The sequence below is a fragment of the Paenalcaligenes hermetiae genome (assembly GCF_039543645.1).
GTDB classification, from domain to species: domain Bacteria; phylum Pseudomonadota; class Gammaproteobacteria; order Burkholderiales; family Burkholderiaceae_B; genus Paenalcaligenes; species Paenalcaligenes hermetiae.
This window is the reverse complement of sequence record NZ_BAABKD010000009.1, coordinates 188,308-201,506: the sequence shown is the minus strand read 5'-3', so window position 1 is coordinate 201,506 and position 13,199 is coordinate 188,308. Positions and strand designations below refer to the sequence as shown.

Annotated in this window: 11 protein-coding genes and 1 pseudogene; 8 read left to right on the top strand and 4 right to left on the bottom strand. The window is 48.7% G+C overall.

The genetic code is table 11. The features are described from left to right. Positions 1 to 129 precede the first annotated feature (129 nt). Genes ABD980_RS06665 through lhgO form a run of 3 tightly spaced genes read left to right on the top strand, consistent with a single transcriptional unit; the run spans position 130 to position 2,697 of the window. Positions 130 to 822 carry an MBL fold metallo-hydrolase gene (locus ABD980_RS06665; protein ID WP_345370509.1) on the top strand — a complete coding sequence of 231 codons (693 nt, stop codon included), beginning with the start codon at positions 130 to 132 and terminating at the stop codon, positions 820 to 822. Then, positions 819 to 1,478: a GntR family transcriptional regulator gene (locus ABD980_RS06660; protein ID WP_300647313.1), complete on the top strand. Its 660-nt coding sequence runs from the start codon at positions 819 to 821 to the stop codon at positions 1,476 to 1,478. The genes ABD980_RS06665 and ABD980_RS06660 overlap by 4 nt, the downstream gene beginning before the upstream one ends. Before the next feature lie 31 nt (positions 1,479 to 1,509). Further along, positions 1,510 to 2,697, top strand: coding sequence for an L-2-hydroxyglutarate oxidase (lhgO, locus tag ABD980_RS06655; protein ID WP_300647314.1), 1,188 nt, complete (start codon positions 1,510 to 1,512; stop codon positions 2,695 to 2,697). A gap of 1,421 nt (positions 2,698 to 4,118) precedes the next feature. Here the strand turns inward: lhgO and ABD980_RS06650 are convergent. Next, positions 4,119 to 5,303 (bottom strand): RtcB family protein, encoded by a 1,185-nt coding sequence (locus ABD980_RS06650; protein ID WP_300647316.1) that lies wholly within the window; start codon positions 5,301 to 5,303, stop codon positions 4,119 to 4,121. Between the two features lie 158 nt (positions 5,304 to 5,461). On the opposite strand from ABD980_RS06650, the gene htpG reads away from it, so the two are divergent. The 5 genes and pseudogenes from htpG to ABD980_RS06625 all read left to right on the top strand — a co-directional run bounded on the left by htpG (position 5,462) and on the right by ABD980_RS06625 (position 11,523). After that, a complete protein-coding gene (gene htpG, locus ABD980_RS06645; protein WP_345370506.1) occupies positions 5,462 to 7,366 on the top strand; it encodes a molecular chaperone HtpG in 1,905 nt (634 codons plus the stop codon). Positions 7,367 to 7,534: 168 nt separating this feature from the next. Then, positions 7,535 to 8,452: a TonB-dependent receptor gene (locus ABD980_RS06640; RefSeq protein WP_345370504.1), complete on the top strand. Its 918-nt coding sequence runs from the start codon at positions 7,535 to 7,537 to the stop codon at positions 8,450 to 8,452. 65 nt (positions 8,453 to 8,517) lie between these two features. After that, positions 8,518 to 9,666 (top strand): annotated as a pseudogene (locus tag ABD980_RS06635) (TonB-dependent receptor); the annotation flags it as partial. A gap of 64 nt (positions 9,667 to 9,730) precedes the next feature. Continuing rightward, complete coding sequence (locus tag ABD980_RS06630) at positions 9,731 to 10,411, top strand: Fe2+-dependent dioxygenase (RefSeq protein WP_345370502.1); 681 nt, start codon at positions 9,731 to 9,733, stop codon at positions 10,409 to 10,411. Then, positions 10,411 to 11,523: an alpha-hydroxy acid oxidase gene (locus ABD980_RS06625; RefSeq protein WP_345370500.1), complete on the top strand. Its 1,113-nt coding sequence runs from the start codon at positions 10,411 to 10,413 to the stop codon at positions 11,521 to 11,523. The genes ABD980_RS06630 and ABD980_RS06625 overlap by 1 nt, the downstream gene beginning before the upstream one ends. Here the strand turns inward: ABD980_RS06625 and ampD are convergent. The 3 genes from ampD to ABD980_RS06610 are packed head-to-tail and all read right to left on the bottom strand — an operon-like array spanning position 11,520 to position 13,175. Then, positions 11,520 to 12,095 (bottom strand): 1,6-anhydro-N-acetylmuramyl-L-alanine amidase AmpD, encoded by a 576-nt coding sequence (gene ampD / locus ABD980_RS06620; RefSeq protein ID WP_345370498.1) that lies wholly within the window; start codon positions 12,093 to 12,095, stop codon positions 11,520 to 11,522. The genes ABD980_RS06625 and ampD overlap by 4 nt on opposite strands. Beyond that, on the bottom strand, positions 12,095 to 12,331 hold the full coding sequence (locus ABD980_RS06615; protein WP_260649390.1) for a PP0621 family protein: 237 nt from the start codon (positions 12,329 to 12,331) through the stop codon (positions 12,095 to 12,097). The genes ampD and ABD980_RS06615 overlap by 1 nt, the downstream gene beginning before the upstream one ends. Next, positions 12,324 to 13,175: a cytochrome C assembly family protein gene (locus ABD980_RS06610; RefSeq protein ID WP_260649389.1), complete on the bottom strand. Its 852-nt coding sequence runs from the start codon at positions 13,173 to 13,175 to the stop codon at positions 12,324 to 12,326. Before ABD980_RS06610 ends, ABD980_RS06615 begins: the two co-directional genes overlap by 8 nt. Between the last annotated feature and the right edge of the window lie 24 nt (positions 13,176 to 13,199).

Below are 13,199 nucleotides of genomic sequence, written 5' to 3'. Positions count from 1 at the left end.
GTAGTGTAATATGCTTTAAATGCAATGTATATATTAGAATAAACCCTAAAATAGACAAAATCTAGAGTAAATATATAGATATTGATAGTAATATTGATAATTGGTAAGTCATCATAATAAGGAGAGCAAATGACTGTGCAACATGACATTCTTGTTGAAGGAAATTGTCTCAGTTTTAAAGGTGGATTCTTTGGTTTTTCGGCTGTGGTGTTAGTCAATGTAGATGGCCACAGCCCTATCTTGTTTGATACCGGCCATCACTCCACCCGACTGCTGTTGTTGAGTGCGTTAGCAGAACGCAACCTTAGACCTGCTGATATCAAAACAGTGTTTTTGTCGCACTTGCATTTCGATCACATCAACAACATTGATCTATTTCCTAACGCCACCATTTACGTCAGCTCGGCCGAATGGGCCTATTCCCAACATCCTCCCTCTGAAGATGTGTTTGGCAGTCAGGGCATGAACGAATACCTGCAGCGCCAAAACCTGCAACTCATCCACGAGCCTGAAGGTGAGCTGGCCTCCGGCCTGTTCTATAGACAAGCCCCCGGTCATACCACAGGCAGCTATCTATTGCACTTTGTAAACCCAGAAAATAAACGTGTAGTCTTAGCGGGCGATGCCTGTAAAACCTACCGCGAACTGGTTACACTGTCGGCTGCTAATGAATATGACCCAGGCCGCCAATCCAGTAAAACACTGCAGTGGATCGCCGATAACGCCGACATTGTCGTGCCAGGACATTTTCCTGAACTGCATCGCACACCACACGGCTGGATCTGGAACCAACCCTCGACGCTGGAATTGATTGTCCGATGAGTACTGAAACCCCTGCCCCATCTTCTGTAGAGCTAATCGTCCAAGAACTGGAGGCCGATATTATTTTCGGCCATCTGCGGCCTCATCAAGAGTTGATTGAAGACATGTTGATGGCACGCTTTGACGCCAAACGTCATGTTGTGCGCGCCGCCATTCAAGAACTGGTGGCGCGCCAAATCGTGGTGAAACCACGTTCTCGTTCTGCCCGCGTTAAAGACTTCACAACTCAAGAAGTAGAAGAGCTGTACCACCTGCGCGCTTTACTGCAAAAAGAAGCCGTCATGATCATGCCGTTTCCTGTGCCTGCTGCCAAGTTAGATGCATTGAAAACGTTACACATACAGTACGCAGCAGCCGTATCGGTTGGGGCGAATCCTCGGCTTATTCATCAAATGAATGATGAGTTCCATCGCCAGATCTTTGCGCTGTGCGGCAATGAAACCCTGTGCAAAGCCATTGCTTTTTACACCGAGGCATCTAACCCCATACGCTCTTACGGTATGACCGATAGACAGTGGTTAGAACAAGCGACTTCTGAGCACGCAGCCATGGTAAATGCCATTGAGCAGCAAGACCGCACCACCTTGGCCCATCTTGTCGTAGAACACATGCAGCCCACACGACGACGTTGGGAATCCATGCGCGGCCAAAGCTAAGCACAAAGAATGTCACAGGAATCTCCCACCTATGAAATACGATTACCTCATTATTGGCGCAGGCATTGTTGGATCTGCGCTGGCTGCTGAAATCGTCAAACGCCGCCCCCAAGTCCGAGTGTTGGTGGCCGAGAAAGAAGCCAAACCGGCGTTTCACCAAACAGGCCGCAACAGTGGCGTAGTGCACTCTGGGGTGTACTACACCCCCGGTAGCTTAAAAACGCGTTTTTGTCGAGAAGGGTTAGGTGAAATCAAAGCCTTCTGTGCAGCCCGTAATATTGGCTATGAAGCTCGCGGCAAACTGTTGGTAGCAACGACACCTCAAGAACAAGAAAATCTGTACAAGCTTGAGCAGCGCGCCATCGAAAACGAGGTGCACACCGAACAACTTACCCAAGCTGACTTAGGTAGGTTAGAGCCCGCGATTACTGGGTTGGCCGCACTACGTATTCCAGAAACTGCCATTACTGACTACGCGAGCATCACCAAAGCTTTACTGGCCGATGTAGAAAACGCGGGCAGCACGGTGCTGCTTAACGCCCCGGTGACATCCGTCTCCCAAGTGGGTTCGGCCTACAGTGTACAAGCCGGTAATCAGCATATCAAAGTAGGGCACATTATTGCGTGTACGGGGTTAGCTTCGGACCGCGTTGCCCGCATGCTGGGCCTGGACCCAGGCATTAGGATTTTGCCGTTTCGTGGCGAATACTTTGTGTTGCCACCACACCTAAACAACGTTGTACACAGTCTGATTTACCCCGTACCCGACCCCACCTTGCCATTTTTAGGAGTACACCTTACACCTATGATTGATGGCACTATCACCGTAGGCCCCAACGCTGTTTTGGCCTTGGCGCGAGAAAAATACAGTCATTTCAGTGTAGACATGCGCGACGCGTGGTCTGCCTTGAGCTACTCTGGTCTGTGGAAAATGTTAGCCAAACACCCACGTGCCGTCTGGAATGAGCTTAAAAGCTCATTGTTCAAGCAAGTCTATCTGGATGCTGTGCGTAAGTATTGTCCCTCTGTGATCTTGTCTGACCTACGTGTTTACCGCAGCGCTAACCGCGCTCAAGCCGTACGCCCCGATGGTTCCTTAGTGGATGACTTTTTGATTAATCATTCAGGCGGCCTTACCGCTATTTTGAATGCGCCGTCTCCTGCTGCAACAGGTGCTATACCCATTGCACGTTATATTGCAGACGAGCTGGGTCTGTAAGCAATTAGCAACAGGACAAAATGGCGTGTAGAATGTTCTACACGCCATTTTGCTTTCTGCATCACCCACCACTACCTTTGTGCGTATGGTGCGGTTATCCTTAATGTGCGCTGTGTCTTTTTGTGCCTGCCATTTTTTGAAGGCATTCCTATTTGGATTTACCCTTAAGTGCAATGACTGTATTTCAAGGCTGTTATGCTGGGCAAAGATCAGTAATCAGGCCTTACTTATACCAATTTTGTGCATATCTAACTGCAGACACTTTGCGCCAATCTGGGTGGGCGGATTATCTTAATGGGGCATTGCATTTGGTCGCTTAGTAAGTATATGAATAGTTTTGATAAGGTTGAGCGACTCTAGGTACGCTTCATTGGCGCCGCGGTGATGGACTGCTAAACTTGATCGATGCCTGCTTGGTCTTTGCTCATTATTGGCCAATGGTATTTCCTCGCATTATTGAACTCTTATTTGCCAGTGGGATTCACATCCAATACGTCAACAGCATATTGAGGGCTGATCCTGTCGATGCATGCAGAGTACACCTGTATTTCAAACAGGCTTAATGCATGATGTGGGACGTTCCTGAGGGTTACCTTATGTAACAAGTTCGCAGCACGGGTTGCATAACCGTCTTTATAGGCTGTTAGCATTTTCAAATGTGCCTGATAAGAGCGTTCATGTTCAGCCGCTTCGGTCACGTGTTTACAAATTAACTTACCTTATTGAAGGTGTATATAGACAGTTATGAAACTGCGCATTCAACTTGCTCCATTGCTGCACATTATTCATCTGCTGATGGGCATCCAGCCAATCACGTGCATTCGATAAATTCTGTTAGGCTCGGTCAGCTCTAGCCCTCGGCGCTCAATCGCTACCCAACAACCATTTCACTTCTTAAGCAGCGCCTTTTCCGCCACTTCTATCGGATGTGTAATGCCGAACACGGCTGTATTCGTGGACACTGGATGTGTAGGGCTTTATACTCGATTAACCGTATCTTCTACTCTGCATTCAACTATCGACACCCTTTTCAGGTCGTTGGGCACCGCTTGCTGGGTTAATGACGAGGCTCAACTACATATCATTGCTGCCTTAAGTAGCAGCAGTCCTGCCTATTGAGACTTGTTTAGTGAGGCTCTGGCAGCTGAAAGCTAAAACTAGGGCTGGACCCTTTGTTAGCGCAACAATTAGTTGTATAAAACAGCTTAGGTGTTGACTCTCTTCAAGTAGTAGACCTCGATACTTTCGTTCAACTGCGTGAAGCCGTTTCCTCAGCAAACGCATTATCCATGTTACTACTTAAGTATTTAAGTATGTGCTTATCACCCAAGACGATATAAATAGTGATGCCACGGCCATTATATTCCACAGGCACATGCGGTAGATGGTCGCCGTTATTTTGTTGGCATGACAGTGGATTTTTAAGCGCCCTTAACACATACCACTTGTTTTAAAACATGTAGCACTTCGACGAGGTCTTTTTGATTATCCATGACCTCGTCAATGTTTTTGTAGGCGGCTGGCAGCTCATCAAGGACGGCGGCGTCTTTGCGGCATTCCACGCCTTCGGTTTGTGCGCGTAAATCGTCTACAGAAAAATGTTTGCGTGCAGCACTACGGCTAAATTTACGCCCCGCCCCATGGGCACAAGAGCAATAGGAGTCAAGATTCCCCTTGCCACGTACAATGTAGCTGCGCTGCCCCATGCTGCCTGGAATGACACCCAGATCGCCCTCGCGAGCACGAATGGCCCCTTTGCGAGTCACCCACAATTTGCGGCCAAAATGTTTCTCTTGCTCGACGTAATTATGATGGCAGTTAATGGCTTCTTGGGTGATTTGAAACGGTTTTTTTATATGACGGCGCATGGCGGCGATGGTTTTTTCCATCATGACACGTCGGTTTTCAAAAGCGTAATCTTGAGCCCATTGGACTGCTTCTACGTAGTCTTTAAAATCATCGCTGTCATCGGGTAGGTAAGCTAAATCATTGTCAGGGAGCTGGATACCAAATGCTTCCATGCGCTTTTTAGCTTTTTCGATAAAGTAGCGTCCAATCAGATTGCCAATGCCACGTGAGCCTGAGTGCAGCATGACCCAGACATCGTCATTTTGATCTAAGCAGATTTCAATAAAGTGATTGCCTGAACCTAGCGTTCCGATTTGTTTTTGGGCGTTATTTTTTTCTAAGCGCGGGTGTTTGGTGGTGATTTGCTGAAGGCGCTGTGCCAGCTCGGGATCAAATTTTGGCATGTTCTTATGTTTGTGCGCGCCTCCTGCTCCTAAAGGCACATCACGTTCAATTTGGTGGCGGATAGGGGCGAGGTTGTCAGGCAGATCAGTGGCTTTGAGTGAGAGGCGCACCGCATTGATGCCACAGCCAATATCCACACCAACGGCCGCCGGAATTACGGCGCTATCCGTTGCAATCACGCTGCCCACGGTGGCACCAATACCTACGTGTACATCCGGCATGGCGACAACCCCATGGCTATGAACAAAGGGGAGTTTAGAGATGTTTTTTAATTGCTCGAGTGCAGCTGGATCAATGTCATGAGTCCAGATTTTAATGGGGCGCGCGTTTTGTTCTTGAATGACCTGTTTCATGGTTTTATGGATGAATCAAGAGGGATAGGAGGGTGCGCTTTTTATTGTTGTTGCAGCTACCCATTGAAGCCTACAGTATAACGTAGCCTTGAAATGTATCGAATCACCCCCATTTAGCTAAGCAATGTGATTAACCCACTTGTTTAGAAAGAGTCATCATGAGTCAAGTCGAACAACAAAATGCGGAAACCCTTGGTTTTCAAACAGAGGTCAAACAACTTTTACAGTTGATGATTCACTCGTTGTACTCCAATAAGGAAATTTTCCTGCGCGAGCTGGTCTCTAATGCCTCGGATGCGTGCGATAAGTTGCGCTTCGAGTCCATCGATAATCCAGATTTGCTCGAAGGCGATGGCGAGATGCGTATTCGTGTGGAGTACGATAAAGAGCAACGCACTATTACCATTTCGGATAATGGGATCGGTATGAGCCGCGATGAGGCGGTGAAAAACCTAGGTACCATTGCCCGCTCGGGAACTAAGGAGTTTTTTAGTCAACTCACCGGTGACAAGCAAAAAGATGCCCAGTTAATTGGCCAGTTTGGGGTTGGGTTTTATTCGTCGTTTATTGTGGCTGAAAAAGTTTCGGTGCTGAGCCGTCGCGCCGGTACCCCAGAAACCGAAGGGGTATTATGGGAATCTGAGGGTCAAGGGGATTTTCGTGTAGCGCCCGCCGAAAAAGCGGACCGCGGTACCGCTATTACCCTTTATTTGCGTGAAGAAGATGCTGAGTTTGCCGATGGCTGGCGCTTACGTGCTATTTTACGCCGCTACTCGGACCATATTTCTTTGCCCATTCAGATGCGTAAAGAGGATTGGGATGCTGAAAAACAAGAGCAAATCAAATCCAATGAATGGGAAACCGTAAACCAAGCCAATGCGTTGTGGACACGTGCGCGCAACGACATCGAAGATGAGCAATATATTGAGTTCTATAAACATATTGCGCACGATTTTGAAGATCCATTGGCTTGGACCCACAACCGTGTTGAAGGGCGTACCGAGTACACGCAGTTACTTTATATTCCGAAGCGCGCTCCGTTTGATTTATGGGACCGGGACGCAAAACGTGGTGTCAAGTTGTATGTGAAGCGCGTCTTTATTATGGATGATGCCGAGCAGCTGTTACCGAATTATTTGCGTTTTGTGCGTGGGGTCATTGACTCGGCCGACTTGCCTTTAAACGTTTCACGAGAAATTCTCCAAGAGAGTCGAGATGTACGTGCAATACGTGATGGCTCCGCACGCCGAGTGCTTTCTTTGCTCGAGGACTTGGCCGAAAACGAGCCAGATAAATACACACAGTTCTGGCAGACTTTTGGTCAAGTGCTTAAAGAGGGGGTAGGCGAGGACACCTCAAATAAAGAGCGCATTGCTGGCTTATTGCGCTTTGCCTCCACCCACAATGACAGCAGTGTGCAGGATGTGTCACTGAGCGATTACATTGGGCGCATGAAAGAGGGGCAAGACAAAATCTACTACGTTACCGCTGATTCGTACGCGGCAGCTAAACACAGCCCGCACCTAGAGGTATTCCGCAAAAAGGGCATTGAAGTCTTGCTGCTGAGTGAGCGCGTGGATGAGTGGATGCTGTCTTTTCTTACCGAGTTTGATGGGAAAACATTGGTATCCGTAGCCAAAGGTGGTTTAGATTTGGCAGAGCTGGCCGATGAAGAGGAAAAACAAAAGCAAGAAAAGGTCGCTGAGGAATTCAAGCCGCTAGTGGAGCGTCTTGAGAAAACGCTAGGAGAAAAAGTGAAATCAGTGCGGGTCACTGGGCGGTTGGTGGACTCGCCCGCTTGCGTGGTGGTGGATGAGCATGAAATGAGTCCACATTTGCTGCGCATGTTGCAAGCCGCCGGCCAACCTACCCCCGATGTGAAGCCAATTCTAGAGATCAATCCGGATCATCAATTAGTGCGTCGTATTAGCGAGGTCGACGAGGCGGATTTTGAAGATTGGGCTACTTTGCTTTTAGAACAAGCCATGCTCGCAGAGGGGGCTTTATTGGATGAGCCTGCCGCTTTTGTTCAGCGCTTGAATCGTTTGTTGCTACAACAATAGTTTCAAATAATTATATAGTGATTAAAGCGGTGCTTAGGCACCGCTTTTTTGTTGGCTACTCACAACAAAAAGAGAGCGAATCGAATTCCATTTGCGTTTGCTAATGATAATGATTATCATTTGTCACGATTTATACAAATGCTTTGTTTCGCTCATAGGAGAAGCCTCATGTCTAACCCCCGTCAAACGGTGATATCGTTTCGTCAGTCTATGCTGTATACCGCTATTTGCAGTGCACTAACCATGCCTGCCATAGCACAAACCGAAGAAAATACAACGGTACAGCAGTTACAAACTATTTCTGTACAGGGGCAGGCAATCGATGGCTACCAAACGCATGAGGTGACTTCGCCTAAAATGACGGCACCGTTGTTAGACACACCACGTACTATCAATGTGATTCCTGAAGAGGTGATTAAAGATCGCGGCGCGACCTCGCTACAAGATGTGCTGCGCACCACACCTGGCATTACGTTAGGTTCTGGCGAGGGCGGTACCCCTACGGGCGATCGTCCATTTATTCGTGGTTACGAAGCCAGCACGGACATTTTTATTGATGGGCTACGCGATTATGCGCGTGGCTCCCACGAAACCTTTAATCTAGAGTCTGTCGAAGTTATAAAAGGACCCAGCTCAGCATACACGGGGCGCGGGGGCACCGGCGGCAGCATCAACCTTGTGACCAAATCGCCTAAGCTAGAGGATTTTGCGGAAGCGACAGCTGGTGTGGGCAATGGCGGTCAACATCGCTTAACGCTGGATGGGAACTACGTGTTTTCGGACACAGGGGCCGTGCGTCTGAACCTGATGCGCACAGGGGGGGATATGCCTGGGCGTAACGAAGTAGAAATGGATCGTTGGGGGGTTGCGCCCTCTATTGCTTTCGGTTTGGGTACACCTACACGTGTGACTCTTAGCTACGCGCATATTGAAAACAAAGATACCCCAGATTGGGGGATTCCTTTCCGTAATGCGGCAAATCCAGATCGTGTCACTCCCATTAAGGTGGATCGTGATAACTACTACGGCCGTGCGGGGGTGGATTTTCGTGAAAATAAATTTGATACCGCTACGGCACAAGCTTAAACCACTACCTTTATACGCGTCCTTCATTTGATAATTGTGCCGCGGGTGCGGGTGGTTCTTGTGCTACTGAAGACGCTGGCTTGCAGTTTACCCGAGCGGATCGTATGCGCTGGCGTAAAAGTGAGTCCTTGATCAATCAGACGGATTTGTTTGGCTCCTTTACTACGGGGTCACTAAAGCATAATTTTGCGGCTGGTTTAGAGTTCAGCAAGGAAGAAATTTACTCTAAAGCCATGGAAGGCGGCCCAGGCGGGGATACCGACTCGTTCTGGCATCCGAATCCTCATCGTCAATATAACAGCCAGATTAATTACGGCCCTAAACTAAAAGATGGCCATATCAAAACGCAGTCCCTGTATGTTTTTGACACGATTGAGCTAAATGATCAGTGGTCACTGAATGGGGGCGTGCGCTACGATAAGTTTAAAGTCGCTGATACAAAGAAACATATTGCTCGTGATGACAATATTTGGAGCTATCAGGCGGGGGTGGTGTATAAGCCTGCTCAAAATGGTGCTATTTATTTGTCCTACGGTACTTCAGCTAACCCAGCGGGGGAAAACTTTGGGCAGGCTGGTGGAGCCGATGGTCCAGCGGGCGGGGCACAACTGCATGATTTAAAACCCGAGAAAAGTCGTTCTTGGGAGCTCGGTACAAAATGGGATGTGATGGACGAGCGTTTGTCGTTGACCGCGGCGGTTTTCCAGACCGATAAAACGGATGCGCGTTCTACCGATCCGGCTACGGGGGATGTCTCGCTATCTGGAAGCAATCGGGTTCGCGGCTTGGAGCTGAGTGCCACAGGCGCGATCACGCCCAAGTGGGATATTTGGGCAGGTTATACTTACTTAGATCCTAAGATCAAAAAATACCGCAATAAAGAAGCCGTTTATGATGGCAACCAAATTAAATTCATTGCCAAAAACAGCGCCTCTTTGTGGACAACCTATAAAGTCCAGCCTGATTGGACCGTTGGGGGTGGTGTGACTTATGTGGGTAAACGTTTTGTTGACGATGCTAACGTATTACAACTCCCATCGCACACGGTTTATGATGCCATGGTGCGTTATGATGTGACTAAAAACTTTAATCTCCAGTTTAATGTCAATAACATCACTAACACACGGGTGTATGATGCTTCGCATGTGGGATTATTTGCGAATGTGGGGCCAGGTCGTTCTTATATGTTGAATGCGACCTACCGCTTTGAGTAAATCGTGCATTGATACCGCATAGACGCCGCCCCATCTGGGGCGGCTTTTGCATTAAGGGAAAGCCATGCTGATCACCATTAAACATGTTTTAACACCTGAGCAGGTGCAAGATTGTAGACAGGCATTATTCAGCGCTGAATGGGAGGACGGAAAAAAAACAGCCGGCTATTTAGCACAACATGTTAAAGCTAATCTACAGTTACCGCTAACCAGTCCGGTAGGTTTGCAAGTGGGGCAGTTTTTACTGCATATTTTGCAAAATAACCCCACTTATATTGCGGCGGCTTTGCCTGCAAAAATACTGCCCCCTCGATTTAATTGCTATCAGGGGGGTGGTACGTATGGGAATCATATTGACAACGCTATTTTTCCTATTGCGGGCACAGAGGCGCGTTTACGCACTGATGTATCTTCTACCTTGTTTTTGAGCGATGCCGATGAATACGAGGGGGGAGAGCTGGTGATTGAAAATACCTATGGGACACAGTCGATTAAATTAAATGCGGGCGATATGGTGGTGTATCCAGGGACCAGTTTGCATAGAGTGAACCCAGTAACTGCTGGCACGAGGCTGGCTTCCTTTTTTTGGGCGCAGAGTATGGTACGCCAAGCGCACCGGCGACGTATGTTGTGGGATTTGGATCAGAGTATTCAAGCGATAGCCGCCACGAATAGCCAGCATCCGCAGCTTGCGGTATTAAGTGGCGTTTACCATAACCTACTACGTGAGTGGGCGGAGCTGTGATGACGACTCCTTTAGCACCTTTGAGTCAGATTCCGGCAGAGATTGTGACGGTTGCTGATTATATTTCTTATGCTCAGGCACGTATGACGCCCCAAGCTTGGGCTTATTTAACAGGGGGGGCGGCCGATGAGCGTTTATTGCACCGTAATGAATCGGCTTATCAGCGTTATCAGATCTGGCCACGCGTTTTACGTGATTTAACTGCCGCCCATACCCGAGTGAGCCTGTTAGGGAAAGAATACGCTTATCCTATTTTCTTAGCGCCTGTCGCTTATCAGCGCTTGGCGCATCCCGAGGGCGAGCTAGCCACCGCTTTAGCGGCGGCGGCAATGCAAACCCCTTTTGTGGTTAGTATGCAGTCTTCCACGGATTTAGCCGTTTTGGCTGCTCAAGCACCTGGCCCGCAGTGGCTGCAATGGTATTGGCAACCAGATCAACAAGCGAGCGCACGCTTATTAACGCAGGCGGTGCAGTTAGGTGTCGAGGCAATCGTATTAACGGTGGATGCGCCAGTTAATGGGGTACGTAACAGAGAGCAGCGAGCCCAGTTTTGTTTGCCTGCAGGGGTGGAGGCAGTGAATTTACGTGGTTTTGCACCGCAGCCAGCTTTGGTGTCGCAAGCGGGGCAAAGTCCATTGTTTGGTACGGGTTTTTTGCAGACGGCACCAACGTGGGCACAGGTGGCGGAGTTTATCCAAGATTGCCCCTTGCCTGTATTCTTAAAAGGCATACTGCACCCCGGTGATGCACGACAGGCTCTGGAAATAGGCGCTGCGGGTATTGTGGTGTCTAATCATGGGGGGCGTGTTTTGGATACTGCTCCTACGCCATTACAGGCTTTACCTGCTGTGGTGCAGGCTGTGGGGGCGTCGATACCGGTATTGGTTGATGGTGGGATTCGGCGTGGTACAGATGTGTTTATTGCTTTAGCGCTTGGTGCAAAAGCGGTGTTGATTGGCCGCCCGTATATGTATGGGTTAGCCGCTGCAGGAGCCGCAGGGGTGGCGCATGTGCTACATATTTTGCGCACAGAGCTCGAGGTGACAATGGCTTTAGCGGGGTGTCATAACCTGGATGCTATACAGCGTGATTGTTTGGGGGACGCATATTAGTCGAGCGCAAAACAACGCAAAGGCAGCTGACAAAGCTTAGCGTAGCGCCACCAGTCAAAAGCAGGGCCAGGGTCCGTTTTACGCTTTGGTGCGATATGCTCGTGGCCATAGACAGCTCGCAGCGGGTGGCGCTGGCTCAGTATGTTGGTCAGGCAGGCTAAGCGTTCGTATTGGCTATCACTGTAAGGGATGGTGTCGGTACCCTCGAGCTCAATACCGATAGAGAAATCATTGCAGTTTTCTTTTCCCTGAAAAAAAGACTGCCCAGCATGCCAGGCCCGATCTAGGGTAGAAACAAACTGGATGATTTCACCATCTCGTCGAATTAAAAAGTGAGCCGAGACCTGAACCCCACGTATGTGTTCAAACCATGGGTGGGCATCAAAATCTAGCTGGTTTTGAAAAAAACGAATGATGGCGTCCCCCTCAAACTGATTGGGGGGAAGGCTGATATTGTGAATCACCAATAAATAAGGATCGACGCCGGAAGGGCGAGCATTTGCATTAGGCGAGGGGGCGTGACGTATGCCTGGTTGGGGGCAGAGCCAGCCGTGACGATCGATATAACGCATTAGTGACGGGGACCAAGCTTAGCGTGGTCCAAGCTGCACCACGTGTGATCATTGCTCATTAGAGCTTCGGAGCGAGGAAGATAAATACCGCAATGGGCGCAGCGTACCATGGGCTCGGCTTGGTGTCGAGAAACGGGTTTTTTAGGGCGTTGCCCGAGTGTTTTTTTATGGGTAATCATTCGAGTGACAAGCAGGGCTGCAATAATGACTACCACCCACAACAGCAATTTAGCCAAAAGGACCTCTCTGTAAAATAACATCTAACACAAAACGGCTGCCGGTATAGGCCAATAGTAAAAAGCTAAACCCCACCAGCGTCCAGCGAAGTGCAATACGCCCTCTCCAACCACGAAGCTGGCGCCCGATAAGTAGCCCGCCAAAGGTTACCCAAGAAAGCAAGGTAAAGAGGGTTTTGTGGTCTAGAGGGATAAGCTGATTCGCTAACCGTAATGATACAACCATGCCTGTGATTACGGTAAGGGTTAGGACAAAAAAAGCGATACGAATCAGTCTAAAGAGTAAATCCTCTTGGACCATTAAGGGGGGCATACTGTCCAATGCACGATACCATGTGTTTTGCTGACCGGCAGCCTGGACGGGACGATGCAGCTGTCGGTCTAATACGGTAATTAAAATAGCATGCATAGCGGCTACGCCTGCCAGGCCATAAGCACATAAGGCGATCAGTAAATGCACACGTAGCCATTCGCTGTTGGCATGATGGACTACAATGCCTTCTGGGAATAAGGTGGCAATAAGGCTGACGAGGGCGGCAGTAGGTAGTAATATAAGCAGCAAACTATCTAGCCGCAGATATAAACTTTCAAACCAAAATACCACCATACCTAGCCAGAGCCCTGCGGATAGGGCTAAAGCCCAGCCAATATGTAGCCCATGTGGCAAAATAATGGTTAACAACAAGCCCGTACCATGGATGATAATAGCGGCTAATAGGCCGGCTCTAAAAGTACGGTCTAATTTTGGAGAGCGTTGGTATTTTTGTATAGGCAGCCACAACGACAAAGCCAATACAGCATAGGCGATGGCCGCCAATCCATGAAATACTATACTTGCAGACATATTTATTGACAGGGTAGGTAAAAG

What these genes read in the sequence shown, in the direction of transcription:
- ABD980_RS06665 (WP_345370509.1), top strand. Translation starts at nt 130, where the DNA reads ATGACTGTGCAACATGACATTCTTGTTGAAGGAAATTGTCTCAGTTTT.
- ABD980_RS06660 (WP_300647313.1), top strand. Translation starts at nt 819, where the DNA reads ATGAGTACTGAAACCCCTGCCCCATCTTCTGTAGAGCTAATCGTCCAA.
- lhgO (WP_300647314.1), top strand. Translation starts at nt 1,510, where the DNA reads ATGAAATACGATTACCTCATTATTGGCGCAGGCATTGTTGGATCTGCG.
- ABD980_RS06650 (WP_300647316.1), bottom strand. Translation starts at nt 5,303, where the DNA reads ATGAAACAGGTCATTCAAGAACAAAACGCGCGCCCCATTAAAATCTGG.
- htpG (WP_345370506.1), top strand. Translation starts at nt 5,462, where the DNA reads ATGAGTCAAGTCGAACAACAAAATGCGGAAACCCTTGGTTTTCAAACA.
- ABD980_RS06640 (WP_345370504.1), top strand. Translation starts at nt 7,535, where the DNA reads ATGTCTAACCCCCGTCAAACGGTGATATCGTTTCGTCAGTCTATGCTG.
- ABD980_RS06630 (WP_345370502.1), top strand. Translation starts at nt 9,731, where the DNA reads ATGCTGATCACCATTAAACATGTTTTAACACCTGAGCAGGTGCAAGAT.
- ABD980_RS06625 (WP_345370500.1), top strand. Translation starts at nt 10,411, where the DNA reads ATGACGACTCCTTTAGCACCTTTGAGTCAGATTCCGGCAGAGATTGTG.
- ampD (WP_345370498.1), bottom strand. Translation starts at nt 12,095, where the DNA reads ATGCGTTATATCGATCGTCACGGCTGGCTCTGCCCCCAACCAGGCATA.
- ABD980_RS06610 (WP_260649389.1), bottom strand. Translation starts at nt 13,175, where the DNA reads ATGTCTGCAAGTATAGTATTTCATGGATTGGCGGCCATCGCCTATGCT.